General features: G+C 69.2%; 40 protein-coding genes. 9 read left to right on the top strand and 31 right to left on the bottom strand.

Features of this window, described 5'->3' with window-relative positions:
- Window positions 1-32: 32 nt before the first annotated feature.
- The 10 genes from CLM62_RS12605 to CLM62_RS12565 all read right to left on the bottom strand — a co-directional run bounded on the left by CLM62_RS12605 (window position 33) and on the right by CLM62_RS12565 (window position 5,499).
- Window positions 33-407: a hypothetical protein gene (locus CLM62_RS12605; protein ID WP_095749914.1), complete on the bottom strand. Its 375-nt coding sequence runs from the start codon at window positions 405-407 to the stop codon at window positions 33-35.
- Window positions 408-491: 84 nt separating this feature from the next.
- Window positions 492-698, bottom strand: a complete 207-nt coding sequence (locus tag CLM62_RS12600) for a hypothetical protein (protein ID WP_095749913.1) — start codon at window positions 696-698, stop codon at window positions 492-494.
- Window positions 695-877 (bottom strand): molecular chaperone TorD family protein, encoded by a 183-nt coding sequence (locus CLM62_RS12595; RefSeq protein ID WP_095749912.1) that lies wholly within the window; start codon window positions 875-877, stop codon window positions 695-697. The genes CLM62_RS12600 and CLM62_RS12595 overlap by 4 nt, the downstream gene beginning before the upstream one ends.
- On the bottom strand, window positions 874-1,476 hold the full coding sequence (locus CLM62_RS12590; RefSeq protein WP_095749911.1) for a hypothetical protein: 603 nt from the start codon (window positions 1,474-1,476) through the stop codon (window positions 874-876). The genes CLM62_RS12595 and CLM62_RS12590 overlap by 4 nt, the downstream gene beginning before the upstream one ends.
- A 74-nt stretch (window positions 1,477-1,550) precedes the next feature.
- On the bottom strand, window positions 1,551-1,955 hold the full coding sequence (locus CLM62_RS12585) for a DUF4326 domain-containing protein (RefSeq protein WP_179382066.1): 405 nt from the start codon (window positions 1,953-1,955) through the stop codon (window positions 1,551-1,553).
- On the bottom strand, window positions 1,955-2,176 hold the full coding sequence (locus tag CLM62_RS49975; protein WP_179382065.1) for a DUF6011 domain-containing protein: 222 nt from the start codon (window positions 2,174-2,176) through the stop codon (window positions 1,955-1,957). The genes CLM62_RS12585 and CLM62_RS49975 overlap by 1 nt, the downstream gene beginning before the upstream one ends.
- Complete coding sequence (locus CLM62_RS12580; protein WP_095749910.1) at window positions 2,176-2,451, bottom strand: hypothetical protein; 276 nt, start codon at window positions 2,449-2,451, stop codon at window positions 2,176-2,178. The genes CLM62_RS49975 and CLM62_RS12580 overlap by 1 nt, the downstream gene beginning before the upstream one ends.
- Window positions 2,451-3,833 carry a replicative DNA helicase gene (locus CLM62_RS12575; RefSeq protein ID WP_257003818.1) on the bottom strand — a complete coding sequence of 461 codons (1,383 nt, stop codon included), beginning with the start codon at window positions 3,831-3,833 and terminating at the stop codon, window positions 2,451-2,453. Before CLM62_RS12575 ends, CLM62_RS12580 begins: the two co-directional genes overlap by 1 nt.
- Window positions 3,830-4,540 (bottom strand): ATP-binding protein, encoded by a 711-nt coding sequence (locus CLM62_RS12570; RefSeq protein WP_095749909.1) that lies wholly within the window; start codon window positions 4,538-4,540, stop codon window positions 3,830-3,832. Before CLM62_RS12570 ends, CLM62_RS12575 begins: the two co-directional genes overlap by 4 nt.
- Window positions 4,540-5,499, bottom strand: coding sequence for a helix-turn-helix domain-containing protein (locus CLM62_RS12565; RefSeq protein ID WP_095749908.1), 960 nt, complete (start codon window positions 5,497-5,499; stop codon window positions 4,540-4,542). The genes CLM62_RS12570 and CLM62_RS12565 overlap by 1 nt, the downstream gene beginning before the upstream one ends.
- A 201-nt stretch (window positions 5,500-5,700) precedes the next feature.
- Here CLM62_RS12565 and CLM62_RS12560 point away from each other — a divergent pair, with 201 nt between their 5' ends.
- Complete coding sequence (locus tag CLM62_RS12560; protein ID WP_143659034.1) at window positions 5,701-5,898, top strand: hypothetical protein; 198 nt, start codon at window positions 5,701-5,703, stop codon at window positions 5,896-5,898.
- Window positions 5,899-5,996: 98 nt separating this feature from the next.
- Here CLM62_RS12560 and CLM62_RS12555 read toward each other — a convergent pair whose 3' ends face one another.
- From CLM62_RS12555 to CLM62_RS12475, 18 genes are all read right to left on the bottom strand, one after another.
- Complete coding sequence (locus tag CLM62_RS12555) at window positions 5,997-7,805, bottom strand: DNA cytosine methyltransferase (protein WP_095749906.1); 1,809 nt, start codon at window positions 7,803-7,805, stop codon at window positions 5,997-5,999.
- On the bottom strand, window positions 7,802-8,677 hold the full coding sequence (locus CLM62_RS12550) for a hypothetical protein (RefSeq protein WP_095749905.1): 876 nt from the start codon (window positions 8,675-8,677) through the stop codon (window positions 7,802-7,804). The genes CLM62_RS12555 and CLM62_RS12550 overlap by 4 nt, the downstream gene beginning before the upstream one ends.
- Window positions 8,674-8,892 (bottom strand): hypothetical protein, encoded by a 219-nt coding sequence (locus CLM62_RS12545; protein WP_095749904.1) that lies wholly within the window; start codon window positions 8,890-8,892, stop codon window positions 8,674-8,676. Before CLM62_RS12545 ends, CLM62_RS12550 begins: the two co-directional genes overlap by 4 nt.
- Window positions 8,893-8,989: 97 nt before the next feature.
- Entirely contained in the window at window positions 8,990-9,319 is a 330-nt protein-coding gene (locus CLM62_RS12540; RefSeq protein ID WP_095749903.1) for a hypothetical protein, read from the bottom strand.
- Complete coding sequence (locus CLM62_RS12535; protein WP_095749902.1) at window positions 9,316-9,717, bottom strand: hypothetical protein; 402 nt, start codon at window positions 9,715-9,717, stop codon at window positions 9,316-9,318. Before CLM62_RS12535 ends, CLM62_RS12540 begins: the two co-directional genes overlap by 4 nt.
- Complete coding sequence (locus CLM62_RS12530; protein WP_095749901.1) at window positions 9,714-10,193, bottom strand: hypothetical protein; 480 nt, start codon at window positions 10,191-10,193, stop codon at window positions 9,714-9,716. The genes CLM62_RS12535 and CLM62_RS12530 overlap by 4 nt, the downstream gene beginning before the upstream one ends.
- Window positions 10,194-10,258: 65 nt before the next feature.
- Window positions 10,259-11,041 carry an ATP-binding protein gene (locus CLM62_RS12525; RefSeq protein WP_095749900.1) on the bottom strand — a complete coding sequence of 261 codons (783 nt, stop codon included), beginning with the start codon at window positions 11,039-11,041 and terminating at the stop codon, window positions 10,259-10,261.
- An 11-nt stretch (window positions 11,042-11,052) separates the two neighbouring features.
- Complete coding sequence (locus CLM62_RS12520; protein WP_179382064.1) at window positions 11,053-11,895, bottom strand: PD-(D/E)XK nuclease-like domain-containing protein; 843 nt, start codon at window positions 11,893-11,895, stop codon at window positions 11,053-11,055.
- Window positions 11,892-12,236, bottom strand: coding sequence for a hypothetical protein (locus CLM62_RS12515; protein ID WP_095749898.1), 345 nt, complete (start codon window positions 12,234-12,236; stop codon window positions 11,892-11,894). Before CLM62_RS12515 ends, CLM62_RS12520 begins: the two co-directional genes overlap by 4 nt.
- Before the next feature lie 136 nt (window positions 12,237-12,372).
- On the bottom strand, window positions 12,373-12,837 hold the full coding sequence (locus tag CLM62_RS12510) for a hypothetical protein (protein ID WP_095749897.1): 465 nt from the start codon (window positions 12,835-12,837) through the stop codon (window positions 12,373-12,375).
- A 97-nt stretch (window positions 12,838-12,934) separates the two neighbouring features.
- Complete coding sequence (locus CLM62_RS12505; RefSeq protein WP_095749896.1) at window positions 12,935-13,147, bottom strand: hypothetical protein; 213 nt, start codon at window positions 13,145-13,147, stop codon at window positions 12,935-12,937.
- Entirely contained in the window at window positions 13,147-13,317 is a 171-nt protein-coding gene (locus tag CLM62_RS49970) for a hypothetical protein (protein WP_179382063.1), read from the bottom strand. Before CLM62_RS49970 ends, CLM62_RS12505 begins: the two co-directional genes overlap by 1 nt.
- On the bottom strand, window positions 13,317-13,532 hold the full coding sequence (locus CLM62_RS12500) for a hypothetical protein (protein ID WP_095749895.1): 216 nt from the start codon (window positions 13,530-13,532) through the stop codon (window positions 13,317-13,319). The genes CLM62_RS49970 and CLM62_RS12500 overlap by 1 nt, the downstream gene beginning before the upstream one ends.
- Window positions 13,529-13,711 (bottom strand): hypothetical protein, encoded by a 183-nt coding sequence (locus tag CLM62_RS12495; RefSeq protein ID WP_095749894.1) that lies wholly within the window; start codon window positions 13,709-13,711, stop codon window positions 13,529-13,531. The genes CLM62_RS12500 and CLM62_RS12495 overlap by 4 nt, the downstream gene beginning before the upstream one ends.
- Complete coding sequence (locus CLM62_RS12490) at window positions 13,708-13,977, bottom strand: hypothetical protein (RefSeq protein ID WP_095749893.1); 270 nt, start codon at window positions 13,975-13,977, stop codon at window positions 13,708-13,710. Before CLM62_RS12490 ends, CLM62_RS12495 begins: the two co-directional genes overlap by 4 nt.
- Window positions 13,974-14,828 (bottom strand): hypothetical protein, encoded by an 855-nt coding sequence (locus tag CLM62_RS12485; protein ID WP_095749892.1) that lies wholly within the window; start codon window positions 14,826-14,828, stop codon window positions 13,974-13,976. Before CLM62_RS12485 ends, CLM62_RS12490 begins: the two co-directional genes overlap by 4 nt.
- Before the next feature lie 103 nt (window positions 14,829-14,931).
- Window positions 14,932-15,255 (bottom strand): hypothetical protein, encoded by a 324-nt coding sequence (locus CLM62_RS12480; RefSeq protein WP_095749891.1) that lies wholly within the window; start codon window positions 15,253-15,255, stop codon window positions 14,932-14,934.
- Entirely contained in the window at window positions 15,242-15,439 is a 198-nt protein-coding gene (locus tag CLM62_RS12475) for a helix-turn-helix domain-containing protein (RefSeq protein WP_095749890.1), read from the bottom strand. Before CLM62_RS12475 ends, CLM62_RS12480 begins: the two co-directional genes overlap by 14 nt.
- A 290-nt stretch (window positions 15,440-15,729) precedes the next feature.
- Between CLM62_RS12475 and CLM62_RS12470 the strand changes: the two genes are divergently transcribed.
- The 4 genes from CLM62_RS12470 (at window position 15,730) to CLM62_RS12455 (ending at window position 18,929) form a co-directional block, all read left to right on the top strand.
- Window positions 15,730-16,272 carry a helix-turn-helix transcriptional regulator gene (locus CLM62_RS12470; protein WP_107483781.1) on the top strand — a complete coding sequence of 181 codons (543 nt, stop codon included), beginning with the start codon at window positions 15,730-15,732 and terminating at the stop codon, window positions 16,270-16,272.
- A gap of 136 nt (window positions 16,273-16,408) precedes the next feature.
- A complete protein-coding gene (locus CLM62_RS12465) occupies window positions 16,409-16,594 on the top strand; it encodes a hypothetical protein (RefSeq protein ID WP_143659032.1) in 186 nt (61 codons plus the stop codon).
- A gap of 64 nt (window positions 16,595-16,658) precedes the next feature.
- Entirely contained in the window at window positions 16,659-17,987 is a 1,329-nt protein-coding gene (locus tag CLM62_RS12460) for a hypothetical protein (protein WP_095749887.1), read from the top strand.
- A gap of 198 nt (window positions 17,988-18,185) precedes the next feature.
- Window positions 18,186-18,929, top strand: a complete 744-nt coding sequence (locus CLM62_RS12455; RefSeq protein WP_095749886.1) for a TetR/AcrR family transcriptional regulator — start codon at window positions 18,186-18,188, stop codon at window positions 18,927-18,929.
- Here CLM62_RS12455 and CLM62_RS12450 read toward each other — a convergent pair.
- Window positions 18,917-20,476 carry an LVIVD repeat-containing protein gene (locus CLM62_RS12450; RefSeq protein WP_095749885.1) on the bottom strand — a complete coding sequence of 520 codons (1,560 nt, stop codon included), beginning with the start codon at window positions 20,474-20,476 and terminating at the stop codon, window positions 18,917-18,919. The genes CLM62_RS12455 and CLM62_RS12450 overlap by 13 nt on opposite strands.
- Window positions 20,477-20,627: 151 nt before the next feature.
- Between CLM62_RS12450 and CLM62_RS12445 the strand changes: the two genes are divergently transcribed.
- Window positions 20,628-21,281, top strand: a complete 654-nt coding sequence (locus CLM62_RS12445) for a DUF305 domain-containing protein (RefSeq protein ID WP_095749884.1) — start codon at window positions 20,628-20,630, stop codon at window positions 21,279-21,281.
- A gap of 23 nt (window positions 21,282-21,304) precedes the next feature.
- Here CLM62_RS12445 and CLM62_RS12440 read toward each other — a convergent pair whose 3' ends face one another.
- Window positions 21,305-21,763, bottom strand: a complete 459-nt coding sequence (locus tag CLM62_RS12440) for a DUF6214 family protein (protein WP_095749883.1) — start codon at window positions 21,761-21,763, stop codon at window positions 21,305-21,307.
- A 198-nt stretch (window positions 21,764-21,961) separates the two neighbouring features.
- Here CLM62_RS12440 and CLM62_RS12435 point away from each other — a divergent pair, with 198 nt between their 5' ends.
- Both CLM62_RS12435 and CLM62_RS12430 read left to right on the top strand, forming a co-directional pair.
- Entirely contained in the window at window positions 21,962-23,305 is a 1,344-nt protein-coding gene (locus tag CLM62_RS12435; protein WP_095749882.1) for an FAD-dependent oxidoreductase, read from the top strand.
- 153 nt (window positions 23,306-23,458) lie between these two features.
- Window positions 23,459-24,847 (top strand): nucleobase:cation symporter-2 family protein, encoded by a 1,389-nt coding sequence (locus CLM62_RS12430; RefSeq protein WP_095749881.1) that lies wholly within the window; start codon window positions 23,459-23,461, stop codon window positions 24,845-24,847.
- Here the strand turns inward: CLM62_RS12430 and CLM62_RS12425 are convergent.
- The gene (locus tag CLM62_RS12425; RefSeq protein ID WP_095749880.1) at window positions 24,767-25,120 is read right to left on the bottom strand and encodes a helix-turn-helix transcriptional regulator; all 354 of its coding nucleotides are present in this window, start codon (window positions 25,118-25,120) and stop codon (window positions 24,767-24,769) included. The genes CLM62_RS12430 and CLM62_RS12425 overlap by 81 nt on opposite strands.
- A gap of 120 nt (window positions 25,121-25,240) precedes the next feature.
- Between CLM62_RS12425 and CLM62_RS12420 the strand changes: the two genes are divergently transcribed.
- Window positions 25,241-26,326 carry an NADH:flavin oxidoreductase/NADH oxidase gene (locus tag CLM62_RS12420; RefSeq protein ID WP_095750062.1) on the top strand — a complete coding sequence of 362 codons (1,086 nt, stop codon included), beginning with the start codon at window positions 25,241-25,243 and terminating at the stop codon, window positions 26,324-26,326.
- The last annotated feature ends 2 nt before the right edge of the window (window positions 26,327-26,328 follow it).

The raw sequence follows: 26,328 nt of genomic DNA, 5'->3' as shown, positions 1-26,328 counted from the left end.
GGTTCGAGCGCGGCGGCCGGTCCAGGGGCGGGTCAGTGCGGGATGGCACCGGACAGCACATCCGCGATCGGGTGCAGCGCCTCGTCCGGGGCACGCCACATCTCCCGGTAGCCGTACTCCGCGAACCGGTAGCCGGGCGCCGGCCGCCAGCCGAGGATCCACAGCTCCGCCAGCCGCGCCGCCTGCCGCTGGTTGCGGCTGAGTGCGTTGCTCATCGGCCGCGGGTCGGGCTGGTTGTTGTTGAGGACCTCGTGCAGGTGCCAGGCGTCGTGCCGGGAGTAGAGCTGTTCGCCGCTGCTGCTGTAGCCGTTTTCGTAGCCGTGGGACCAGAGCAGGTAGTTGCGGCCGTCGTGGGTGGCGCGGCCGTCGTTCCAGCGGATGCGGGACTTCCAGCGGGGCTTGGTCATGGTTATTCTTTCCTGGTTTGTGGTGTGTTGGGACGGTAGGGGGTGGCACTGACAGCGGGTGCTGGTCACGGGGTGAGCGCGGGCTCAGGCTGTGATGCGGACGTCGAGCAGAGGCGTCCCTGCGTCGAGTTGCGCGTGCAGCTCCCGCAGGCGGGCGAACGCGCGAGAGTCGCTGCGGGACAGGGCGCGGCGGGCGGCGGGGTTGAGGGCGTACCAGCATGTGCCGCAGAGGTACTTGCCGGGGCCTTTGGTGCGGGTGCGGCAGGACGGGCACGGTGTGGCGGCGGTCATCGCGTCCCCCCGGCGGCGTGGTCGGGGCAGAGGTCCTTGCCGTTCTTCCGGCGCCAGCCAGCGGAACGGGCGGTCCGGCGGAGCTCGGCGGCTGTCTCGCCGGGGAGGTCGGCGGGGCCGTGCCACGACCCGCAGGGCTTGTGGTCGCACCAGAGGCGGCGGTACACGGCAACCGTCATCGGTTCGTCTCCTCGCTGGCGGCGACCTGCGGACCGGACGCGGTGGCGGGCTCGTCGCAGCTGTGGCCGGGGCACCAGACGCCCGGACGCTCAGCCCACTCGTGCGGGTCGTGGTAGTCGTCGTGCCCGCACGGTCGGGTGCCGGTGAGCCTCTCGGCCATCTCGCCCCCGTCCTGCTGGGCGGCGAAGAACGCCGTGAGCGCCTGGCCCCCCACGGCAGAGGCGGAGCGGTGACCAATCTGGCCGCTCGGGTCGAGGTAGGCGTGTCCGTCGTCGCCAGTGAAGATCTCGCCGACCGCGCCGCAGTCGTTGCACTGCACGCGGCGGGCCAGCTCGGCGCGGAGGCGGCGGACTTCGTCGAGCAGCGCGGGCACGTCCTCCCGGGCGTGAGCGATGAACTCAGCGTCGACGCCCTCGTTGACGGCCAGGTTCGTCGAGACGATCCCCTCAGCGTCGGACGGGTGCACGCCCTTGGGCCCTTGGAGCACGAGGTGCGGGTAGGTCTCGGCCCAGGCCGTCCACGGCCCCTTGGTGGCGGCGTTGGAGCGGGCGTCGATGGCGTTGAGCTGTTCGTCGGTGAGTGGCTGCTGCCGGGTCATGTCGGTCCTGTCTGGTTGGCGGGGATGCTTCGTGGGGTTGTGCGGGCGCAGGTCAACGCGCGCCCGGGCGGGGCTTAGGCGGCGGCGAGGAAGCCGGGCTTCGGGCTGCGGTCGACGAACGCCTCGACGGGCAACGGGCTGTTGGCGACTTCCAGCAGCCAGTCGGCGTGGCAGGGCTGGTCGAGTCGGCACCAGCACATGAGGTCCCGTCCGGCCAGGTCCTTGCGGATCTGCCGCAGGAACTCCACATCGTGGGTGCGCGCGTTACGGAAGGAGGCGATGGCCTGCTCGCGGGTGAGCGGCTCGTGCGGGCGCTTGTCGATCCACCCGCCGGGCAGCACGGTCCAGGCGGTGTCGCCGACCTTCCAGGTGTTGCCGTAGCCGGAGCCACGGCCGACGAACACGTAGCCGTTCGGGTTGGTGCAGGCGTCGGCTGCACGCCAGCCAGCGGTGCGCTTGCGCTGGAGTCGGATCGGCATCAGAGGCTCTCCAAAGTGGGTTGGAAGGGTTGGAGGGGCAGTTCGGTCTGGCCGGGGTGGAGCGCGACCGGGGCGGCGGTCGGGGTGCGGGCTGTCGGTGGGGGGCTGGTGTCGATGCCGAGGCGTTCGGCACAGGTCTTGCCATAGCCGCGGGCGATCGAGACGGGGTTCGTCAGACGGCGCCCGCAACGACCCAGGCACTTCGGACGGTCGGCGGACATCAGGCGGCCTCCGGGTTCCGGTGCGGCGTCGGGCTGGCCGCGTTGCCGCCACACTTCGCGCACGTGCACACGTCAGGCGGCGGAGTCGGGCCGGTCGCGGCGGTGCCCAACGGCCAGCCGCCGACGTGGGCGATCCGGTAGCCGGGATCGGGGACCGCGGCCAGGGCGGGCTTGGGGGCTGCCTTGGCGGGCCGGCCGATGAGGCTGCGGAGGTAGCCCTCGAGGTCGCCGTCGGCTCGGAGGGCGGCGATGTCTTCGGCGCTGAGATCGTTCATCAGGCCACCGCCATGTCACAGAAGCGGGCAAAGTGGCCCTGGAAAGCGCACGTGATCGTTGCGGTGGGGCCCCCACGGTGCTTGCCGACGATCAGGTCGGCTTCGCCCGCTCGTGGGGATTCCTTGTCGTAGGCGTCTTCGCGGTGCAGAAGGATGACGATGTCGGCGTCCTGCTCGATCGCCCCCGACTCGCGGAGGTCGGACACCATCGGCTTCTTCTCCTGCCGCTGCTCCGGCCCGCGGTTGAGCTGGCACAGCACGATCACGGTGATCTGGAAGTCCTTGGCGATCAGCTTCAGGTTCCGGGAGATCTCGGCGACGGCCTGCTGCCGGGACTCGGCCTTGGGTGCTTGCATGAGCTGCAGGTAGTCGACGATGACGAGCCGAAGGCCCTGGGTGCGAACAAGGTTGCGGATCCGGCCGCGGAGCATCGGCAGGGACAGCAGCGCCCCGTCGTTGATCCACAGGGGTGCGGCGGCAATGTCGGGGGCGCGGCGGGCGGCTTTGGCCATGTCGGCGTCGGAGACGACGCCCTGCTTCAAGTGGTGGTGCGGGATGCGGGCTTCGGCGCACAGGATCCGGTCGGACAGTTCGTCTTTGCCCATCTCGAGCGACTCGAACAGGGTGGGGATCTTGTTGCGGATGGCGGCGCCTCGGGCGAAGTCCGCGGCGAGCGTGGACTTGCCCATGGCGGGTCGGGCGCCGATGACGACGAGCTGCCCGGGCGCCCAGCCGCCGCAGAACAGGCTGTCGAGGTCCATGAACCCGGTGAGGATGCGCTGTTCGTTGGTGGGCGGGGTGACGGCGCGGATGAGGCTGTCGCCGAGGAGGTCGCCGATCGCGGCCAGGCTGGCGTCGTCGGGGGCGCGGACTGCCCCGTCGAGGTCGGCCTGGATGGCGGCGACGTCGGCGTCTTCGTCGAAGGCCGGCGAGGCGCCTTTGAGGATGGCGTCGTAGCCGAGTGCGACGACGCGGGCGGCGACGGCCTTTTTGGTGACGCGGGCCGCGTACCAGGCGGCGGCTCCGGGGTGGGCTTGGCTGTAGAGCTCGGAGAGTTGCGATTCGGCGAGGGGGCGTGTGGGCATGCGGCCGTCGGCGTGCCAGGTTTCGAGTTGGCGGGCGATGGGGACCCAGCGGATTTCGCCGTCGCGGAGGTCGGAGCGGAGTTCTTCGACGGCCCACCAGATCCACCGGTAGGCGTCGGTGGTGATGTCGGCGGGGTCGAAGCCTTCGGCGCCGAGTTCGTCGACGACGTTGGGTTGCTGCATGGCGGTGGCGACGAGGACGCGTTCGGCTTCGACGTCGCGGGGCCGCTCCGGTGGGCGCGGGCCGGCATCGGCGACGGCCTCGTCGGGGGCCCACATCTCGGTCTCGGTGGTCACGCGGCCCTCCGGCGGCGGTCGTTGCCCTTCATCGCCACGCGCTCGCACATCTCGGCGAGCCGAGAGGTGACGCGATCACCGAGGCGGCCAGCAAGCTCCTTCGGCTCGACATTGGAGGTGAGCAACGTCGGGAGGTGGTGCTCGTACCGGTAGTTGATCAGCCGGAAGTTGACCTCTTCCGTGAACTCGGTCGGCTTCCGTTCCGCGCCCAGGTCGTCGACCAGGAGCAGGGCGGCCTTTCGGTAGCGGGCGAACTCGGCCTCCGAGTCGACACCGTGGCGGGGTCGGAGCGCGGCGTACAGGTCAGCGGCCGTGGTGACGGCCCAGCGGGCAGACACGCCGGTGACGGCCAGCTCCCTCATTGCCCCGTAGGCCTCGTGGGTCTTTCCGACGCCTGTACTGCCAAGCAGCAGCAGCGACGGGCCGGTGTTGACCGAGGCGATCGGCGCCCCCCGCTCGGTCTGCACCGCCTTGGCGTCGGCGACGAGGGTGTCGATCCAGGTCCGCAGCTGCGGAAGCGACGACACGGCGGTCCGGTAGTGGAAGGGGATCTTCGCGGCAGCCTCGGTGTAGCTGTGCCGGGCGACGTTGGCGGCGCTGTGCGGGTCGAAGTCGTGGGTGTTGAACCAGTCGGCGGTGAGGCCGCGGTTCGCGAGCAGCGGTTCGACGTCGTGGCCGCGCAGGTTGCTGGGCGGGATGTACTGCATCAGAAGTCCTCGTCGTAGACGGATTGGTCTGTGGGGTTGCGGTACGGCTGATAGCCGCCGGACACGGCGCGGAGCTGGGGGCCGGGCTGCGGGTCGGGCTCGTCGTCGTAGCAGCCGTTGTCGAGCCACTTGGCCGGGAACTTCGTGTACTTGGGGTCTTCGCCGAAGCGCTCGCGGGCGTAGGCCTGGGCGGCGTCGACCATGTGCTTGGGCTCTACGCCGCGTTCGATGGCGGCGATCCACGCCTTCTTGGCTGCCTCGCGGTCGCGCTTCTTCGGGTAGTTGCTCCAGAAGGCACCGAAGGCCTTGAGGTGGTGGTCAGTCTTCTCGCTGCCGCTCTTGGTCTGGACCGGGGCGGCTGCGGCCTGCTGCTCGTTCGAGGCGGCTGCGGGAGAAGAGTCTTTTAGTAGTTGGTTGTCTGACGGTTGTTGGTGGTTAGGGCGGCGTTCCGTGCGTGACGGACGGACTTTAAGTGCGTGACGGCTAGGCGTTCCGTCCGTGACATCGGCTGTCACGGACTCTGCGTCCGTGACAGTCACGCCTTCTGAATCCGTGACCGTCACGGACTCTGCGTGCGTGACACCCTTGGAGCGAGACCGGCGCTTCCGCTCGGCGGCTGCGGCCCGGAACTCGTCCTCCTCCCTCTCGAGATCGCTCCAGTCCGTCGCCGGACGGCGCAACTCGAGCGCGAGCTTGTAGCGGGTGCGACCGTCGACGGTTCCGTCCTTGACGATCAGTCCGGCCTTCTCGAGCCGGCGCAGGGCGCGCTGGACGGTGGTCCGGTCGTAGCCGCTGCGGTACTGCATGCGGAGCACCGAGGGGCACGCGTTGGTGCCGGTTGGACTCGCGTGCTCAGCGAGCACCTGGAGGACGTGCCGGGCGGTGGTGTCCGGCTTGCCCTTCTCGGTGCGTGGCATGGGCGCGTGGTCCATGGCCCAGGTGACGGCCTCAGTACTCACGGGTTACTTCCTTCGGGAGGGTGTCTTCGCTGGTCAGTCGCTGTTTCGGGACAGCCCTCATGGAGGCTTCGCGAGGGCGGATTCGATGCCCTCGGTGCAGGGCCAGCCTACCTCAGGGTGACCGGTCACCAGTAGGTCAATAGAGAGCCATTCCGTAGCAGGTGGGTGACCAGCCATCGCACGGTCAGCTACGCTGTGCTCATGACGACGAAGGGAACCCCTGGCCGCGTAGTCCGCATCGATGACGAGACGTGGCGCGAATACGGGGAGCTGTGCGCAGCGGAGGGGACGTCCCGCGCGGACGACCTGCGCCGGCACGCGCACGCCCGCGTCGAGGCCTGGCGCAAGAAGCAGGCCGCCCTGCGCCGGCTCGAGCGTCTCAACGACTCCGAGTCCTGATCCCACGTCCTCCTCCTTCTCCTCCGGGCCCCGCCTTTCGGCGGGGCTTTGTCGTGTGCGGGTGGGTTAGGGTGCGGCGCGCGGCCGGTGGGCGGCGGTCACGCGGCGGCCTCGTACTGCGGCTCGGCGTGCCGTTCGATGTCCTCGCCGGTGATGGCTTCGACGAGGGCGGAGACGATGACTTCGGCGCAGTTGGGGGTGACGGCGTTGCCGTACTGGCGGACCTTCTCCCGCTTGTTGCCGATGACGATGTAGGCGTCGGCGAAGGACATGGCCCGGCCGATCTCGTGCGGCTCCAACATCCGGAAGAGGACGTCGTTGATGTCGACGTCGCCCTGGATCAGGGCGTACCGGTCGCGAGTGGAGAGCGTGCCCACGGGCTCCCGGACCGTCTTCGCCGTACCGTTCCCGGAGTACGGCACCAGCAGGTGCTCCCACGTGACGAGCGACTGGTGGCCGGCCGTGGTCATGGTGCGGAAGTACTCGGCGGCCGTGGTGCAGTGCTCCCCGCCGTTCCCGGCGCTGCCGTTGTTGCGCATCACGAACGCTGGCAGGTTCGGGGTGACGAGGCCGTGGTGGTTGCCGTTGGCGGATACCGTGCCGACGGGTTCGCCGATGGACCGGCCGCGCAGCTGGTCGCCGCCGCCGCGCATGGTCACCATGAACGGCAGCCAGGCCAGTCCAGTCTCGTTTCGGGCGGTCTGCGTGCGCAGCGGGTTGTTCGCCGAGCCGGGCTCCTTTCCGTCGCGGCCCTCGACCGGGACCAGGAGGGGCGGTATGGCCAGGCCGTCGTTCTCCCTGGTGGTGCGGCACGCCATCGGGTCCAGGACGCTGGACGGGTCATTGCGCCACGTCCCTCCCGCCGGGACCATGAACGGCTCGTAGGCCATGGCCTTCGTCGCCGTCGTGGTCTGCGTCGTCAGCGGCGCGTCAACGGGCCAGGTGCGGACGCCGGGGCGGCGCTCGAACGTGTTGCCCGCCGCTTCCAAGGTGATCGGGCGGGCGAACTTGTCCAAGCCGGCCTGGATGCGGGCGACGGTCTTGTCCGCGAGGGGCTTCGTCCGGTCGCCGATGCGCTGCCCCGGCAGGCTCCAGTCGATGGCGACGGCGGCCGGGAGGGTCTCGGGTTCGACGATCTGGCTGCGGCAGGTGGTGTTGGGGCAGCGGTAGACGTACTGCTGGCGATAGCGGCCCATGTCGCGGCCGGGCTGCTTGAACCGTTGTACGGCCTGCACCCAGGTGTCACAGCCGGTGCACCAGGCGCGCGGCCGGAGCCACTTGTCCCAGTCCGGGGTGCGGCCGAGGCTCTTGTGCCAGTACGCAACGTACAGGCGGTCCCTGCTCTGCGGCGCCTTGTGAACGGTGCGCGGGTCGGCATGCATGCTGTTCAGGGCGATGACGCGGGTCTCGTACCCGAGCTTCTTGATCTCGCCGATCCAGCGATCCCACTGGTCCCATGCGCGGACGTCGACGACGTTCTCGACCACACCCGCCTTGACCAGGCCGCCGCGCTCCTGGACACCGCGCAGGTACATCGGCACTTCCTCCATGAGCGCCCGGGACCGTTCGACTTCCTCGGACGGGCCGAAGCCGTCGAAGAGGTCGCCCTGCAGGGAGGCGTCGAAGTCACGCTTCTTGCCGCGGGCGTTGGACCACTGCGGGCACTCGGGGCTGGCCCAGAAGATGTCGGTGACGGGCCAGGTGTCGACGGGGGCTTCGCGGATGTCGCCGCGGTAGTGGTCAACGGTGGGGAAGTTCGCGGCGTGCGACTCGATCGCCCGCTCCCAGTGGTTCGCCGCCCGCTCCATGCGGACACCGGGGATGGAGTGCATGCCCTGCGAGCTGCCGCCGGCCCCGCAGAACCAGTCCATGACCGTCAAGGCGTCGTTGTCGTGGTGGTACGTCATGCGGCGAGCTCCTGTTCGGTGTCGGGGTGGCGGTTGCGGCGGGTGCCGGTGGCCCATTCGCGGTAGATGGCGCGGACGGTGGAGATGGAGACTTCGCCGCCGAGTCGGGTGTGGATCTGGTCGGGGTTGTGGCCGAACTTGGCGAGGTGTTCGATCTCTTCGCGGCGGAGTTCGGCGAGTTCGTCTCGGCCGAGTTCGCGGTCGGCGGTCGCCGGGTTGAAGTCGGGGTCGTCGATGTGCCCGTAGTCCTCCCACCACTGGGGGTCGCGCCAGCCGTTGGCGCGGGCGAAGTTGCGGGTGCGGTTGGTGAACTTGTTGGCCGGTGGCGGCATGAAGGCGAGCTGCTGGTAGGCGGCGTCGATGCGTTCGGCGAGGTCGCGGCGGATGGTGGGCTGCCGTCCGTTGGCGATGGAGAGGATCCGGTTGCGGGCGCTGCCGGTGGCTTCGGCCATGGCGGAGTAGGAGTGGCCGATGGCGGAGAGTGCTTGGACGCGGCGCATGCTGCCGGTGACGTCGAGGTACTGCCCGCGGTCGCCTCGGGTGGGCGCCGTGACCGCCATGATCTTGGCGTGGGTTTCGTTGCGGATCTTCGTGCGGCGCCCGCTGTACAGGAGGACGAGGCCGCCGATGGGTACTCCTGTGGCGGCCTCGAGGGTCTTCCACGACATCGTCTTGTGGAGTTCCTGGAGGTGCGCGCGGGCGGTGTCGGGGTTGGTGAAGGGGCTGCGGCCGAGCTGTCGCCGGACGCGCGCGTGCTTGTGGTGTCGGCGGCGTGCGACGTTGCAGGGCTCGCATTTGCAGGGCGGGCGGTAGCCGGGGCTGCCGTAGGCGCGGGCGGTGGTGCCGTGGTCGGGCAGGGTGCGGGTTGTCACCGGTCCTCCTTCCGGGCGCGGTGTGCGGGGTGGTTGGCGAATGCTTCGAGCCGTTGGATGTCGCGGCGCCTGGTCCGCCACCGGCCGGCGCGGGCGCACGCCCACGACACGGCGATGCCGGCGGCGAAGAGGGCGAGGCCGGGCCCGTAGATGGCGGCCTGGTCTTCGGCCCAGATCCAGGCGTTGGTGGCGGCGTCGATCTGCTCGGGGCTCATTCGCCGTCCTCCTGCCGGGCGCGGACGCGAACCGCGCAGGTGACGGCGGCGATGCCGGTCATGAGGGTGAAGCAGGCGAGGAACAGGGCGACGTCGATCATGCGGCCCTCCCCTGCATGGCGGCGACGGTTCCGCGCCAGCGGCGGACGGAGGATTTGTCGCGGGTGAGGCCGAAGCCGTCGCAGCGGGTGACGCCGTCCTTGTGGAGAGTGGCGGCGAACCTTCCCCAGTCGTGGTCGCGGTCGGGCGGGTCGGGGAGTTCGTGTTCGCGGGCGACCTTCCAGAACAGGAACGGCTGCCCGGTCTTGGCGACCTCGACGAAGGTGGGGCGGACCAGCTCGGCCCACGTCTCGTAGTCGTCGATGCGCTGCTGAGCGCGCGGCTTGGGGACGCTGCCGTCGAGGGCAGGCTGCACGGTCGCGGTCATGAGGCGGACTCCTCGTCGGTGATGGCTTCGATACGAAGGCCGGGCTGGGTGCCGTTGACGGGGTGTCGGCGGCCGTCCGGCGACTTGACGACGAAGTCGATGCCGTGCCTGCCTGCGCTGGACCACTGCAAGGCGTCGGCGATCTCGCCCTCGAACGTGACCCGCACCTTCGTGCCTTTGCGGGCGAGCGCCCGGAGTCGGGCTTCTTCGTCGCTGAGGGCGTGCAGGGGGCGCGGCTTCGGGGCGTGCAGGACGGTGACGCGGGTGGGGCGCAGGCCGGGGACGGGGTTGTCGCAGCGGCAGGCGACCTGCTCGGGGTCCGGGGGCTGCACCTTGCACGACTTGTCGCAGCGGCGGCAGTACCAGACGAGCAGCGTCGACTCGGGGAGCGTCGTCATCGGGTCGCCTCCTCGGTCGCGGCCTGCTGCCTGATCTCGGGGGTGTCGATGCTGCGGTTGTCGAGGACGAGGCGGACCGCGCCGCGGATGGCGGTGACGAGTTCGTTGTGCAGGTCGGGGCTCAGGCGGGGCCGGTGGGCGAGCTGCACGGCGAGCGCCCAGTTGCTGCCGTGGCCCCAGGTGAGTTCGGTGGTGCGGGTCAGGTGGCTGGCAGCGAGGTCGACCGCCCAGCGGGAGAGGTCGGGGGCGTCGTCCAGTAGTTCGTGGACTTCGCGGCTGGCGTCGTGGAAGTCGTCGTAGGGCAGGTGGCCCCAGGTGATGCCGTCCTCGGCGTTCGGACCGCCGACAGCGGACGGGATGGGGGTGTTCCGCATCTCGTCGCCCACTTCAAGGCGATCCGGGGCGCGCAGGACCTCGGCGTACTGGCGGGCCGCCTCGGCGCGGAGGTCGGCGTCGGTGTACGGGAGATGGGTCATCGTGGTCTCCTTGGAGGCGGCGGCCGGCCGCATTACGGGTGCGGCCGACCGCCGAACGAGGTGGGCTACTGCTGCTCGGGCGCGGGCTGGGCTTCCGGCTCGGCGCTCAGCCAGGCGAGGAGCGGGCCGGCGATGTCGCGGGCTCCCTGCGGGCGCTGGATGACCTTGCGGTTCAGGGCCGGGCAGCGGGACTTGAGGACTTCGAGCGTGTTGTCGATGTCCATGGCCACCGCGACGTCGAACTCGTACTCGATGCCCTTGCGCTGCTCGGGCCGCATGCCGACCCGCTGCGGCTTGCCGCCCTCCAGCACCCACTCGGTGTAGGAGCGCATCGAGGCGACGACGTGGCCGGGGTAGTCGAGGATCGCGGCGACCATGTCGTTCTGCATGGGGGTGCCGTCTTTCCAACCGGCGAACTTGTTGCCGCCGTACTTCGCCTTGGCCTTCTCGACCTGGTCGAGGGTGCCGTCGGTGCCCTTCCAGAAGTGGGACAGGCTGTCGACGAAGACGGTCGGGTAGCCGGCTTGCGCGGCGGCTTCCAGGGCGCGGCCGAGGTCGCGGGGGTCGTAGCGGTCCATGGGCAGCGTGTCGAACTGGATGCCGCCGATCCCGGCGTACAGGCTGGCGGCGCCCTTCTCGGTGTCGATGACGGCGAAGCGGCGCCCCTCGGACAGGCCGTGGGCGATGCCGAGGCCCGTCCAGGTCTTGCCGGAGCCGGACAACCCCTGGATGGACAGGCGGGCTTTGCGGCCTGCCTTACTGGCGGGTCGGAACGCGAACTGCCCTGAGGAGCCGTTCTGTTCGGCGGCGGGGCGTCCGGTGCGGACAGGCGGCGGAAGCTGGGACATGAATGGTTCTCCTAGGCGTACTGGCGCTCGACCCACGAGGGCAGCGCGGTCATCGGGTTGGGCATGTAGCCGGGCCATTCGCCGTTCTCGCGGCAGATGGCGTAGGCGTTCAGGGCGACCGTGTTGAGGTGGCGGCCGACTTCTCGGGCCATCGGGTCGCAGGTCGTGACGACGACGAGGTAGGGCGGTTCCTTCTCCTGCAGCACGAACTGGAACGGCTTCTCGGGGTCGACCAGGTCGAGGGCGAGGCCGGCGTCGAGGTAGTACTCCTGCTGCTGGTGGTAACCCCAGTCGTGGATGACCTTGGGAAGGTCGATCGGGTTCGCGGACTTGGTGGTCTTGTAGTCGACGAGTTGGCCGTCGTGACGGAGCCAGTCGAAGCGGGCCCGGCGCCAGATGCCGTTGTCCTCCCAGAAGGCGGACTGTTCGGCGACACCGGACTCGGGGTGGAGTAGCGCAGACGCCTCCTCGTCGGCGCGCAGTGCGGCGACCATGGCCTTGACCTGCTCCAGCTCGGACGGCTTGAGCGGCGTCTTGCCCTCGGCGCGGATCGCGGCGACCTCCGCCTTGACGGCGTTGGTGGTCCACTTCTCCGCGTTGACGACGACCAGTTCGGGCCCGTTGCCGAGGACGAGGGTGTGGGCGGCGGTGCCGAGGTCGAATTCCTTCTTCGGCGGCTGCGGGTGCTCGGACCAGTACTTGAACTTGGCGGGGCACAGGGTGGCGAGCTTGCGGGCTCCGGTCGAGGAGAGGCTGCCGCCGGGGATCGGATCGGCGTGGTACAGCTCGGCGGGGATGTCGTACAGGCCCGGCTCGACCTCGGCCGGCCCCTCGACCTCCACCGCGGCGGTCACGCAACACCGTCCAGGGGCATGGGGCGGGCGCAGGGCTCGCACAGCGGCTGCTTGGGGGCACCGACGAACGGGCCGTCTTCGTCGCCACAGCGGATGCAGAGCAGCCCGGCGGCCTTCTTGAGCTTGCCGATGCCGTCCTCGTCGTACTTGGCCATGCGGACGGCTTCGGTCTCGACGGGGTAGCCGAGAGCGAGCTTCGCCATCTGGACGGGCGGGGCGTAGGCGAGGAGCTCAAGGAGCTTCTGGCTGAAGGTGCCGGGCTGGTAGCCGCCCTTGTGGCCGAACATCCACAGCACGTGGCGTGCGGTCTCGGCGGGAATGGTGGGGCTGCTGGTGCTCATGGTTCTCCGTTTCAAGGTGTGGGGTGCCGGGCCTCGCCGCCCGTGACCGGGGGGTTGGTGGGGCGGCGAGGCCTCGGCTGCGGCGGAGCTGCTGGGGGGAAGCGGTGCTCGACGCCGCGTATGGGGAGGTTGTGGATCAGGCGGTGCGCATCCGGTACGTCGGCCACGGCCCGGGCTGGGGCAGTTCGATGACGGGCAGCTGCTGCGTTTCGTCGTTGGCGGTGGACTGCCCGACGGGCACCGGGTACGGGACCTGCACGTGGGACACGTAGGGCCGGTCGAGGTTCTGGTAGCCGACGGTGATCTTCGGCCGGGCGTTGACGACGGCGCGGCGCAGTCGCTCCTGCTCGGCCTTCGCGCGGACTGCGGCGTGCCGCAGGTTCTCGTTGGCCTTCACCAGCGCGTCACGCTCGGCCTGGAGTTGGGCGATGAGCATGGCGTCCTGGCAGCCACGGAGCAGCGCGGTGTGGATCTCCCGCTCCCGGTCCTCGACAGCCCCGGTCAACTCACGGTTGTCGGCCTCAACTCGGTGGGCGTGGGTGCGGAGTTCGGCGTAGGCCGCGGTGTGCTTCCCGGTGGCCCCGATGGATATGGCGCTCACTGGCTCTCCCGGCGGTTGGTGAGGCGGTCGGCGATGTACTCGCCGAAGAGGAGGAGGAAGACGGTCCCTGTGATGAGCAGGCCGTTAAGCAGCCAGATCACGGCGTCTCCAGTCCGGTGCGGTCGATAGCGGCGTCGCCCACGAGGTCGGCGGGGATGTCGGCGTGACCGGCGAGGATGTCGTCGATCAGGTCCGGGTCGGTGATCCAGGCGGGCACCAGGCGGCTTGTGATGCCGAGGCCGGTGAGGAGGCCGGGCAGTATCACCGGGGTGGCGTCGGCCGGGGTGGGCGGAAGGTCGAGGATGCTCATCACGCCACCACCGCAGGGTCGAGGCGTGCGGCGTCGAGACGCAGCTCGTACTCGCGGATCTGGCCCGGCGTCCACGTGCGCTCGTCGGGGCCGAACTCGCGGTGAGCTGCGGTCCACACGCGGATGAGAGCTTCCTCAACGACGTCGGCGAGGCGGGTCGGCGTCGCCATCACGCCACCTCCCGCAGGCGCAGGGCCTTAAGCCGCTTCAGGGACGCGGCGTCCATCAGAAGCTTGGCCAGCGCCGTGCAGGTCTCTTCGGATGTGTCGGTGAGGTTGAGGTGCACCCCGGCCTCCAGGCGCAGAACGAGCCCGTGCTCGGTGTCGAGGCGGATCTGCTCGGGCGGGCTGTCGACCTTGATGGCCAGCAGAGAGATCGCAGTCACGACGACGCCTCCAGCGGGTTCGGGTAGGGCAGGGGTGTGGTGGTGGCGTCCGGGTCGGCGTCGTACAGCAGATGCCGCAGCTCGGCGGCCTCACCGTCCGAAGCGGGCTTCGCGGCAGCCACGGCCTCGGGGTGGGCCAGCAGCCAGCGGAGCTTCGAGACAGCGGCGTCGACAGTCACAGCGCACCGCCGATCGCCTCGTAGCGGGCGCGGGCTTCGCGGTCGGACTGGAGTGCCGTCCACCAGCAGTAGAAGAGCGCGTCCAACGCGGCCGGCTTCTCGTCCTCGGGCAGGCAGTCGAAGGCGATGCGGCCGATGTCGAGGACGTCGTAGCCCTCCGGGTGCGCCTCGGCCAGCAGTTCCTCCGCCTCGTTCCACACGGCCTGCCACGCGGACAGTTGCGGCAGCTTCGCGGTGATCACGTCGAACGGGGTCAGGTCGGTCATGCCGCACCGCCCAGCTCGAAGCGGTCCTGGACGTCGTAGTGCTTCGAGACCTCAACCCAGGCGGTGTCGAACAGGTCGATGTCCCGGTGCGTGTACACGGCCACCTCGCGGTGCACGCCGTGGATCGGGCGCTTGATCTTCTGCGGGTCCTTGCCGTCGTAGCGGGCCCGGTAAAGGGCCGCGACGGTCTTCCCCAGGCGGGTACGAGCCGATCCGAGATCAGCTCGCGCGACGCGGCCGTCGAGGTACTCGTCGCAGGTGATGGTCATGTCGGCGGGGTCGATGTCGGGCTCCTCGCCGTTCATCCGCGCCAACTCCGTGCGGGCCATCGCCTCGACGTAAGAGGAGTTGACGAGGCCGAACTGCTTCGCCACACCCATCGCGGTCAGCCGCTCACGGGCCAGCTGCGCCCGCTCCACGCCCTCGATGCGCTGCGCCGGCGTTGCGATCTCCTCGACGTCCAGCAGGTAGGTGCGCACCTGACGGGCGACGTCCGACTCGGTCAGCAGCTGGCCGACGTTCAGGATCGTGCGGCGAGAGAAGACGCGAAGGGCCTGCCGCTTTGAGGTGGTCAGGTTGACCGCCTCAAACGCACGCAGGTCGTCGCCCTTGAGCGTGCGCATCCCGTTCTCGGTCAACTCGTCGCGGTTGCGCCGCACAAGACTGTGGATGGCTTCGACGTCGACCTCGTAGTACGAAGAGACGATGTCTGTGGTGGCGTGCACGCCGTCTGGCAGCAGCGCCAGCGCCTTCACCTTGTCGAGGACATCGACACGGCCGGCGGTCTGAGCCCGCATCGTGCGGGACTCGGTGAGGATCAACTCACCGTGCTGATCTGGGACCATGGTCACTGGGTCCACTCCTGTTTCTCTCAGGGATCTGTGGGTGGATCGCGCGGCGTTTGCCGCAGGGCCCCGGCTGCCGGTCGCAACGGCGGTTGGGGCTCAAAGCCGCTCAGGCGGCGATCGGCTTCGCGTACCTGTTGGGCAAGCGCTCGCCGTTGGCCTGCACCCAGCGGATGTGGGCGGCGGTGAGACGCGGCGACTTCCCGACGTAGGTGAAGGGGATACGGCCCTGCTGGCAGGCCTCGATCACCCAGTTCTCGGTCTTGCCGAGCAGTTCCGCGGCCTTGGCCGGCGTGAACGCCATGAGCTCCAGCTCGGCGGACGTGGGGGCTGCAGCGAGGCGCTCGACGGCTTCCTTGATTTCCGTCAGGCGCAGGATCAGCGTGGTCTCGGCGGTGGACTCAGTGGGGGGAGCCAGGTCATTCCTGGTCACGGGGCTTCTCCTCGTGGGTGATGGCTTCTATGGGCACGCTGAGCACTTCGGCGTAGCGGTGGAGGGTCCCCCTGGCTGCTCCCTGCTTGTTGTTCTCGATGCGGGAGAGGTAGCCGGGGTCGATGCCGATGGCTTCGGCGAGACGCCGCAGGCCAATCCCCCGTGCCGTGCGGATGGCCTTCATTGCGTCTCCGTTGGGTCTCACGAGGCACAACGTAGACGCAATGAAGCGGCACACGCAAGGGGTTGCGCGGGATTCGTTGGGTGTTCCTTGGGTCTACTTGGGTGCTTCGTAGGGCCGAACCCGTGAATCTGTGGCCAGAGATGCACGGCGCGCGAGGGCGCACATACGGGGCGCATGCGCAACGAGGCGCCAACGAGGCAACAAAAACGCTCCCCCAAGCCCGATCAATCCTGGTCAATTAGGGGATTCGATAGGTGCGTGTTGCCAAACGGTGCGGCATGATGAAAGCCATGACAGAGGACCGGACCAAACTGCACTGGGCCGCGCTCGCAACCGCCATCCGGGCAGCCCGCGAAGCGCGCGGCCTTTCGCAGGAAGCCCTCGCCGAGCTCGCCGGCGTCGCCGAGGGGAGCGTCCAGAACCTCGAAAGCGGCAAGCCGCGCAGTCGTATGCCTCAGACCTTGGCCAAGATCGAGCCTCACCTCGGATGGGTCGCCGGGTCCGGCCGTCTCATCCTCGACGGCGGAGAGCCCATCGCAATTAGCGCTTCAGCCGACAGTGGCAGCCGCCAGGATTCTGACAGGTTGCGCCGGAAGCTCCCCTTGCGGATTGTCGATGAACTGGAGAGCGACGATCCCCTGCTCGACAGCGCCGTCATCCGTCTTCCCGGCACTGACGGCGCGCGCATGACCGTCGTCGTGCACGGCAACCCGGACGCCACCCCAGAGCAGATCCAGGAGGCCCTGCTCGCGTGGCGGAAGACCGAGGAGCAGCTGCACCGCCTGCCCGACGACGACGATGACGATGAACAGCAGGCTGCGAACGGTTCGTAACATCACGCACACATATTGCTCACATCCCCTGCTGTAACCGCCCGTAAGTGTGGTCTCATACCGGGACACCACAATGGGGGGCGCCCGCAGTGGTCTTGGGGGACCTATGTACCTGCGGGTTCTGCGTGTTTCGGCCATGCCGTTCAACACGCAAGTCTGGGTAGTCGATGAGCCGGACTGCTTCACGATCTACATCGACAAGAAGCTGATCACCAAGCCTGGCGCGGTCGCGTTGCAGCAGATACTGCGCACGACAGCCACCGGCTGGCGCCGCATCGACAACGACACCGTCTACCGCACGCTCAGGGCAGTAACCGGCTGATGGTCAACTCCCCCACACCATGCCAAGGTTCTACTGTTCGAACGATCAGTGCGTGAGGTGACAGATGGCGCACGCAGAGAAGCGCACCTACGACAAGCAGAAGCGCAAGTGGCGATGGCGAGGCCGGTACAAGAAGCCCGACGGCAGCTGGGGTTCCGTCTCCCGCGACGACAACGGGCAGCCGTTCTACACAGAGAAGGCCGCCGAAGACTACGCCGGCGGCCTCGAAACCGACGTTCGCCGCAAGACCTTCATCAACCCCAGCGACGGTCGCATCACAGTCGCCGAGTGGGCCGAGGTGTGGATCGAATCCGTTGAGCTCGGCAACCGCAGCGACAAGACGTACAGGCAGCGCCTGAGAACCGTGATCCTTCCCCGCTGGGGCACCGCCGCCATGGCCGACGTGTCCACCGTCGCCGTGAAGACGTGGGAGAAACGGCTGCGACAGCAGTACAAGCCGCGCTACGTGAAGTCGGTCATGTCAGTGATGCGGGTCATGTTCGACGATGCCGTCACCGACAAGGTGCGCGCCGACAACCCAGTGCCCACACTCAAATCGCGACGGCGCGGCAGGTACAAGGGCAAGCAGCAGCACGACGAGGTCATCATCGCCACACCCCGCCAAGCGCTGCTGCTGGCCCGCAACGCGCGCGAGATGCGCGGCATCGTCGGCTTCACCATGGTCCTGACGATCGCCTACTGCGGGCTCAGGATTTCCGAGGTGGCGGGCCTGCGCCGCGAGCACCTCCTCCTGGAAGACCAAGGGCAGGGCTGTCGCCTCCTGGTGCGGGAACAGAATCAGTACGTCGACGGCAAGCCGGCGCAGGTGGCGCCGAAGTACGACTCGACGGGCAGCCTCATCGTGCCGGTGTTCCTCGCTGATCTGCTGCGCCAGGTGTTGGCTTCGCATGCCTCGGAGTGGGTGTTCCCCGCCCCGAAGGGCGGCAAGATGCACACCGGCACGTGGTTCTACGCGGCGGTGTGGCGGCGCTGGGTGGACGGCCACAAGGCCGCGCCCGATCCGCTCGGCCGGCCGCCGCGGCTGCCCGGCATGAAGGCCGTGGCGGGGATTGAGGGCATCGTGCCGCACGGGTTGCGGCATTCGATGAAGGTGTGGCTGGACGAGCTCAAGCATCCGAGGGTTGCCGTCGAGGAGCGGATGCGTCATGTTGTTCCTGGAGTTGAGGGCACGTATTCCCATACGACGCTGGCGATGGAGTTGGACATCGCGGCGGATCTGCAGAAGCTGTGGGAGACCTCGGTGGGGGTCACGGATCACCACCGGGAGTGGGAGGAGCCTCGTCCGCCCCGGGAGCGGAAGCCTCGTAAGTTGATCTCCCAGGAATCTCCCAACCTTGAAACTCAAGATCGCCAAGATGGGGAGGCGGAGTGAGTCCTGACCGGCTGCGCCCCTGGTCAGCCTCGGTTTCCGTGGTGCTGGCCTTTTAGGCTCCGGTCGGTGCGTGCCGTCGCCTCGGACGATCCCCCGCGTCGCCCGAGGCAGACGGCAGCCCGACCAGCCCCTTCACAGGGCGGATCCGGACGCGCTGAGTATAGTTGGCTGGCAGCCAGTCAACGCAGGAGTTACAGGATGTCCCCGCGCAGCGCCTCGGTCAATGAAGAGTTGCGGCGGCGTTCCCGGGAGCGGCTTCTGCAGGCCGCCATCGAGCTCGTCAGCGAGCGCGGCTACGAGGCGACGACGCTCGGCGACATCGCGGACAGAGCGGGCTCGGCACGCGGTCTGGTGTCGTACTACTTCCCCGGCAAACGCACGCTGGTGCAGTCCGCCGTACACCGGCTGATGCACCGCACGCTGGAGGAGGCGCTGGAGCGCGAGCCGCGTACCGAGGACGGCCGGGAGCGGATGGCGCGGGCCATCGACGCGATCCTGGGCCTGGCCCGGGACCAGCCCGTGCTGATGCGCCAGCACATGGCCGGGATCCTGCAGGCCGAGGGGTTCGTGCAGTGCCCGGAGCAGCAACGCCTGTCCCAGCTGCTGCGGGACACCGTCGCCCGCCATGGCTCCGAGGACGTCGACGCGGACTACCCCATGCTGCGCGCCCTGCTCATGGGCTCGGTCTTCGCGGCACTGGTGCCGGGGGTGCCGATGCCCCTTCCGGTGCTGCGGGCGGAGTTGTTCGAGCGGTACCGGCTCGACTGGGAGCTGGGTGTCCCGCCGGACGCCGGGAGGGCGTCCGGCGGGACGTGTGACACGGATCTGTCACGGTTCTTCGCGACCGGGGACGCACCGGAGTGCGGCACCGACGGCCAGGCCGGCCAGATCGCTCAGGCCGGTCGGGCCGATCAGACCGATCCGACCGATCAGTCGAAGTAGTCCGGTTGCGTCTGAACGTTGAGCTCGCTCATGCGGACCCACTTCGCCGGGTCCGTGCGCCGGTCGTTCAGCTTCAGTACGTCGAAGCCCTTGGCGATGTCGTTCGAGTAGATGTAGCCGTTGTAGTAGTACGCCGACCAGGAGCCGGCGGTCGTGACCCGGTCGGTGGTCAGCGGGCCGCGCTCGAAGTAGGCGATCTCCTTGGGCTTCGAGGAGTCCGTGAAGTCCCAGACGGAGACGCCGCCCTGGTACCAGGCCTGGACCATCAGGTCCTTGCCCTTGACCGGGATCAGCGATCCGTTGTGGGCCACACAGACCTCGGTGTCCGCCTGGTGACGCTCGATCTTGAAGTAGCTGCGGAAGACCAGCTTGCGGCTGTCGCCCTTGCCGACGATGTCGTAGATGCCGTCGGCACCGCGGTTCGGGCCGATCTCCGCGTTGCAGGTGGCCGCACCGCCGCCGCCCAGCTCGTCGGTGAACACGACCTTGTTCGCTTTCTGGTTGAAGGTCGCCGAGTGCCAGAACGCGAAGTTCACGTTGTCCTGCACCTGGTCGATGACCTTCGGGTGCTCCGGGTCCTCGATGGAGAACAGGATGCCGTCGCCCATGCAGGCGCCCGCCGCCAGGTCCTTGGACGGCAGGACCGTGATGTCGTGGCAGCCGGTGGTCTTGGAGACGCCCGGGTTGGTCGGCGCGCCGGGGTTGCCGCCGCCGTCGGGGCCCTCCCCGGGGAAGAGCACGGGGAAGCCCACGACCGCCGCCTTCTCGGGCGCGTTGCGCGGCACCTTGATGACCGAGAGCCCGTCGTGCGGCGGCTGGCAGTCCGGGTACGCGGCGTTCGGCGAGTACGAGGACACGTAGATGTAGACGTTCCGGCGCTCGGGCACCAGCGTGTGGGTGTGCGAGCCGCAGGCGGTCTCGACGGCGGCGACGTACCTCGGGTTCTTCTTGTCGCTGATGTCGAAGACCTTCATGCCCTCCCACGACGACTTCTCGGTGGCAGGCTGCGTGGTGCTGTTGCAACTGCTGTCGCTGCGCGAGGAGTCGGTGGACAGGAACAGCAGGTTCCCGGAGACGGAGATGTCGTTCTGCGAGCCCGGACACAGGACCTGGGCGACGGTCTTCGGCGCCTTCGGGTTGCTGATGTCGAAGATGCGGAAGCCGTCGTAGTTGCCGGCGTAGGCGTACTTGCCCTGGAAGGCCAGGTCGGAGTTGGTGCCGGGCAGGACGTCCTTGGGGACGTTGACGACGTGCTCGATGTTCGCGGAGTGGACTATCTCGTCCTGGCCCGGTATCTCGCCCTCGGCGATGGCCGACCGGACCTGGGCCTCGGTGCTCTTGGACACCTCCTCACTCGTGGCCGGCTTGTCCCCGGGATCGGGGGTCGCGGCCGCCGGACCGGCCGTCAGCAGCGCGGCCAGGAGACCGACGGCTGTAGCGGCAACTCCCAGGCGTCTGTGCCGGGTTCGGGGGTCTTTCAGGATCACTGTTTCCTCCCTGGTGCCGTTCTCGTGGGAACGGATCACGTACCCACGAAGTATCGTCATCACCATGCTCATATCAACAGGGGGCAACGAACACGTAATAAAGGTTTTTGATCAGTCACGCGCGGAAGCGTGCTAGGACGGTCTTCGACACTCACGAGGTGTCCGACGCCTTACGAGGTGTCCCTCATCCCGCCTGCCACAGGAGGTCGTTGTGCTCATCCGCCGTGCGTCCCGCGTGCCCCTTGCCGTGGCCTCGCTGGCCGCCCTGGTCGTACTCGGTGTCGGAGGCTGCGACTCCGGATCGGACGCGAAGCCGGCCGCCGAGACCGGCCCGTCGGTACTCGTGCCCGGCAAGCCCGGTGAGGCGAACCGGAAGATGTCCGCCGAGGACGCGGCGCGGCAGCGCGCCGACGACGACTCCCCCAACTCCGCGGACGTCTCCTACGCGCGGATGATGATCGAGCACCACTCCCAGGCCCTGGAGATGACCGAACTGGCCCCGGACCGCGCCGAGTCGGCCAAGGTGAAGGCACTCGCCGCACGGATCGCGGCCTCGCAGAAGCCGGAGATCGCCGGCATGCGGGGCTGGCTGCAGGAGCACGGCGAGGACGAGAAGGGCACGGGCCACGATCACGCCACAATGCCCGGAATGGCCACCGAGGCCCAGCTGAAGAAGTTGCGCTCGGCGCGGGGGGAGGCCTTCGACCAGCTCTTCCTCACGCTGATGATCACTCACCACCAGGGCGCGATCACCATGGCCACGGACGTGAAGGGGCAGGGCAACAACGTCCGGATCGAGGAGATGGCCGACGACGTGATCGCTCAGCAGACCAGCGAGATCACGCGGATGCGGGACATGGTGTGACCGGCTGCAGGTAACCGGCCCGCTCAGCGCCGCGCGTGACGTGGCGCCAGGAAGCCCGCGTCACGCGCCTGGGCGATGAGCCGGAGCGACATGCGGCGACTGTGCCCGGTGGCGCACATCACCGCGAGAACGGGATCGACGCCCTCCTCCTGGGCCGCGCGGTACTCCTGGGCGGCCAGCCACCGCCCCTCGACGCCGTGCGGCCACACGGGGCGGGCGCGGCGCGTTCCGGCCACCTCCGGGGCAGGCTCCGGCCCGCCTCCGCAGGCCTCGGCGAGCGGGCCCTCGATCCAGTCCGCGAGCACCGCCAGATCGTCGAGGGACAGCGCCGGCTGGGCCCGGACGTCCTCGACGGAGACGCATCCCTCGGACAGCACGGCGAGCACGTCGACGCGGGCGCCGTCGGTGAACGCCAGCCGGACGTCGAACCACGACGTCGCTCCCCCGTCCTCCTGCACTTCCCACGCGGACCAGACGGACACGGTGCCGTCCGTCGGAGAACGATCAGAAAGGTCAAGAAATGATGCTTCGAGCACACACGCAACGTAACCGCATGATCACACTCCTCGCGGGCGGACACGCATGCCCATACGGCGCACAGCACCCTGTCAGCGGAGCGGCGGCGGTGCGATGCTGGAAGTACCAGCGATCTCCTCCGACCCGGGACAAGGAGTTCCGCCGTGCTGCATGTCGCCGTCGTCGGCTCCGGGCCGAGCGGGTGCTACACCGCCCAGAGCCTCGTACAGCAGGATTCCGAGACGCACGTCGACGTCCTGGACCGGCTGCCGTGCCCGTACGGCCTGGTGCGGTACGGCGTGGCACCGGACCACGAAAAGATCAAGTCGTTGCAGAACAATCTGCGGACCGTCCTGGAGCACGAGCGGGTGCGGTTCCTCGGGGGCGTCCAGGTCGGCCCCGGCGGGGTGCCGGCCGCGCGGCTGCGGGAGCTGTACCACGCCGTGGTGTACTGCGTGGGCGCCGCCACCGACCGGCACCTCGGGATTCCCGGGGAGGACCTGCCGGGCAGCTGGTCGGCGACCGAGTTCGTGTCCTGGTACAGCGCTCATCCGGACGCCGCCGCCGACGGTTTCGTGCTGGGCGCACGGTCGGCGGTCGTCATCGGCGTCGGGAACGTCGCCGTCGACGTCACCCGGATGCTGGCCCGGGACCCGGCGGAGCTGAGCCCCACCGACATGCCGCAGGCGGCGCTCACCGCGCTGGCCGCGAGCCGGGTGACCGACATCAGCATGGTGGGGCGGCGCGGCCCCTCGCAGGCGCGCTTCACCACCAAGGAACTGCGCGAGCTGGGCACGCTGCCGGACACCGAAGTGGCCGTGGATCCGGCGGAGCTGGCGATGGATCCCGGGTACGCCGATCCCTCCGCGCTGCCCGCCGCGCAGCGCCGCAACGTGGAGGCGCTGCGCGGCTGGGCGGAGTCCGAGTCACAGGACGCGTCGCGCCGGATCCGGCTGCGCTTCTTCCTGCGTCCCGTCGAGCTGCTCGCCGACGGAGGGCGCGTGGGAGCGGTGCGCTTCGAGCGGACGGCGCCGGATGGACAGGGCGGAGTGACGGGCACGGGCCGGTACGAGGACATCGAGGCGCAGCTGGTGCTGCGGTCGGTGGGCTATCGCGGTGTGCCGCTGGAGGGGTTGCCGTTCGACGCGGCGCATGGCACGGTTCCGCATCTGGCCGGGCGCGTGCTGCGCGACGGCCTCGTCGCGCCGGGCGAGTACGTGGCCGGCTGGATCAAGCGGGGCCCGACCGGCGTCATCGGCACCAACCGGCCCGACGCCAAGGAGACGGTGACCTCCCTGCTCGAGGACGCCTCCGTGCTCGTACAGAAGGAGCTGCCCGGCGACCCGCTCGCGGCCTTGCGCGCCGAGGGGATCGAACCGGTCGAGTGGGCCGGGTGGTGCGCCATCGAGCGGGCGGAGGCGGAGCTCGGTGCCTCGCTCGGGCGGAGTGTGGTCAAGCTGCCGGACTGGGAGTCCCTGCTGGCGGCGGCGCGGACGGCGGCTTCCTAGGACCTGTCCGGCGGACCGGCCCTAGCAGAGTCGGCGGGTATTCAGTGGGCATGACACAAAGCGGCAACACACCGGAAATCAACAAACTGTTCAAGCCGCTTACGGTCTCGTGCTGTTGGACCGTCCCCGCTCATCCGCCGCTCTGGAGCCCCCATGGCAACCACCACACCCGTGCATCCCGTCGACGAGGTCCCACCCGTACGACAGCTGGCCGCCTTCGGTCTGCAGCATGTGCTCGCGATGTACGCGGGCGCGGTGGCCGTTCCGCTGATCGTCGGCGGGGCGATGAAGCTGTCGCCCGCGGATCTGGCGTATCTGATCACCGCCGATCTGCTGGTGTGCGGCATCGCCACGCTCATCCAGTGCATCGGGTTCTGGCGCTTCGGCGTGCGGTTGCCGATCATGCAGGGCTGTACGTTCGCGGCCGTGTCGCCGATGGTGCTCATCGGTACGACGGGTGGCGGACTGCCCGCGATCTACGGCTCGGTGATCGTCGCGGGGCTCGCGATCGTGCTGCTCGCGCCGGTCTTCGGGAAGCTGCTGCGCTTCTTCCCGCCGCTCGTCACGGGCACGGTGATCCTGGTCATCGGCATCTCGCTGCTGCCGGTCGCGGGCAACTGGGTGGCGGGCGGCGCCGGTGCGGAGGACTTCGGGGAGCCGAAGAACATCGCGCTGGCCGCCTTCGTGCTCGCGGTGGTGCTGGGCGTGCAGCGGTTCGCGCCGGTCTTCCTCAGCCGGATCGCGGTGCTGATCGGCATCGTGGTGGGCATGGCGGTCGCCGTGCCCTTCGGGTTCACGGACTTCGGCGGGGTCGGGGACGCCGACTGGGTCGGGATCAGCACGCCGTTCCACTTCGGTGCGCCCACCTTCGAGGCGTCGGCGATCATCTCCATGCTGGTGGTGGCGCTGGTGACGATGACCGAGACCACGGGTGACTTCATCGCGGTGGGCGAGATGACCGGACGGAAGGTCGAGCCACGCTCCCTCTCCGACGGCCTGCGCGCCGACGGCCTGTCGACCGTCCTCGGCGGCGTCTTCAACACCTTCCCCTACACGGCGTACGCGCAGAACGTGGGCCTCGTCGGCATGACCCGCGTGCGCAGCCGCTGGGTCGTCGCCGCCGCCGGCGGCATCCTCGTCCTGCTCGGTCTGCTGCCCAAGCTGGGCGCGGTGGTCGCGGCCATTCCGGCGCCGGTCCTCGGCGGCGCGGGTCTGGTGATGTTCGGCACGGTCGCGGCGAGCGGCCTGAGGACCCTGGCCCAGGTGGACTTCAAGGGCAACAACAACCTGACGGTGGTGGCCGTGTCGGTGGCCATGGGCGTACTGCCGGTCGGTGTGCCGACGATCTACGAGAAGTTCCCGGACTGGTTCCAGACGGTGATGAACAGCGGCATCAGCGCGGGCTGCCTGACGGCGATCGTGCTGAACCTGCTCTTCAACCACCTGCCGGCGAAGGCCGGTTCAGTCGCTCCCGAGGCGGACGGCCTGCCGGTCGGCGGCGGCGAGCAGACAGTCGAAAAGCCCCGGGAAGAGATCGTCTAGGTCGTCCCTGCGCAGGCCGTTCATCTTGGCCGTGCCCCGGTAGATCTGCCGGATCACTCCGGCCTCGCGCAGCACCCGGAAGTGGTGCGTGGTGGTCGACTTCGTCACGGGCAGGTCGAAGTGCGAACAGGAGAGCTCGTCGCCGTCGGCGGCGAGCTCTCGCACGATCCGCAGCCGCATGGGGTCGGACAGCGCGTGCATCACGGATTCCAACCGGATCTCCTCGCGCGCCGGGTGCGGGAGGTCACGGCTGCTGACGGCGGGGGTGGTCACGGCGGCTCCACTTCTACGGGGAACTCCATTGTACGAGAACCCTCGTAGTTTGACATCCGCCGTACTACGATGCTTATCGTACGAGTCGGACCACCGGCCCCGTGACGAATGGAGTTGGCCGTGAGCGCGCTCTTCGAGCCCTACACCCTGCGCGATGTGACGATCCCCAACCGTGTGTGGATGCCACCGATGTGCCAGTACTCGGCCGCGCCCGAGGGACCGGACGCCGGCGCCCCGACCGACTGGCACTTCGCGCACTACGCGGCACGCACGGCGGGTGGCACCGGGCTGATCATCGTCGAGGCCACCGCCGTCAGACCCGAGGGCCGGATCACCCCCTACGACCTCGGCATCTGGAACGACACCCAGGTCGAGGCCTTCCGCCGGATCACGCGCTTCCTGTCGGACCAGGGCACGATTCCGGCCGTCCAGCTGGCGCACGCCGGCCGGAAGGCGTCGACCGACCAGCCGTGGAAGGGCGGCGCTCCGGTCGGGCCGGACGCCCACGGCTGGCAGCCGGTGGCCCCGAGCCCGCTCGCGTTCGACGAGCGGCACCCGGTGCCGACCGAGCTGACGCTCGCCCAGATCCAGGAAGTTGTCGGCCAGTTCGCGGACGCGGCCCGCCGTGCGCTCGACGCCGGGTTCGAGATCGCCGAGATCCACGGCGCCCACGGCTACCTGATCGGCAACTTCCTCTCCCCGCACTCCAACCACCGCACCGACGCCTACGGCGGCTCGTACGAGAACCGCACCCGTTTCGCCCTCGAGGTCGTCGACGCCGTACGGGAGGTGTGGCCGGACGACAAGCCGCTGTTCTTCCGCATCTCGGCGACGGACTGGCTCCAGAAGGGCGGCTGGACCCCCGACGACACGGTCCGCTTCGCCCGGGACCTCCAGGCGCACGGCATCGACCTCCTGGACGTCTCCTCCGGCGGCAACGCCTCCGGCGTCCACATCCCGACCGGCCCGGGCTACCAGGTGCCCTTCGCCGCCCGCGTCAAGGCCGAGACCACTCTTCCGGTCGCCGCGGTCGGCCTGATCACCGAGGTCGAACAGGCCGAGAAGATCCTGGCCAACGACGAGGCCGACGCCGTACTCTTGGGCCGCGAACTGCTGCGCAACCCGTCGTGGGCACGGCTTGCGGCACGGGAGCTGGGCGGGGACGCGCAGGTGCACGTGCCGGACCAGTACCACCGGTCGGTCTGATC

This window comes from Streptomyces sp. SA15, assembly GCF_002291145.1.
GTDB lineage: Bacteria > Actinomycetota > Actinomycetes > Streptomycetales > Streptomycetaceae > Streptomyces.
Note: the sequence above shows the minus strand (reverse complement) of the source record. Positions and strands in the feature narration are given on the sequence as shown.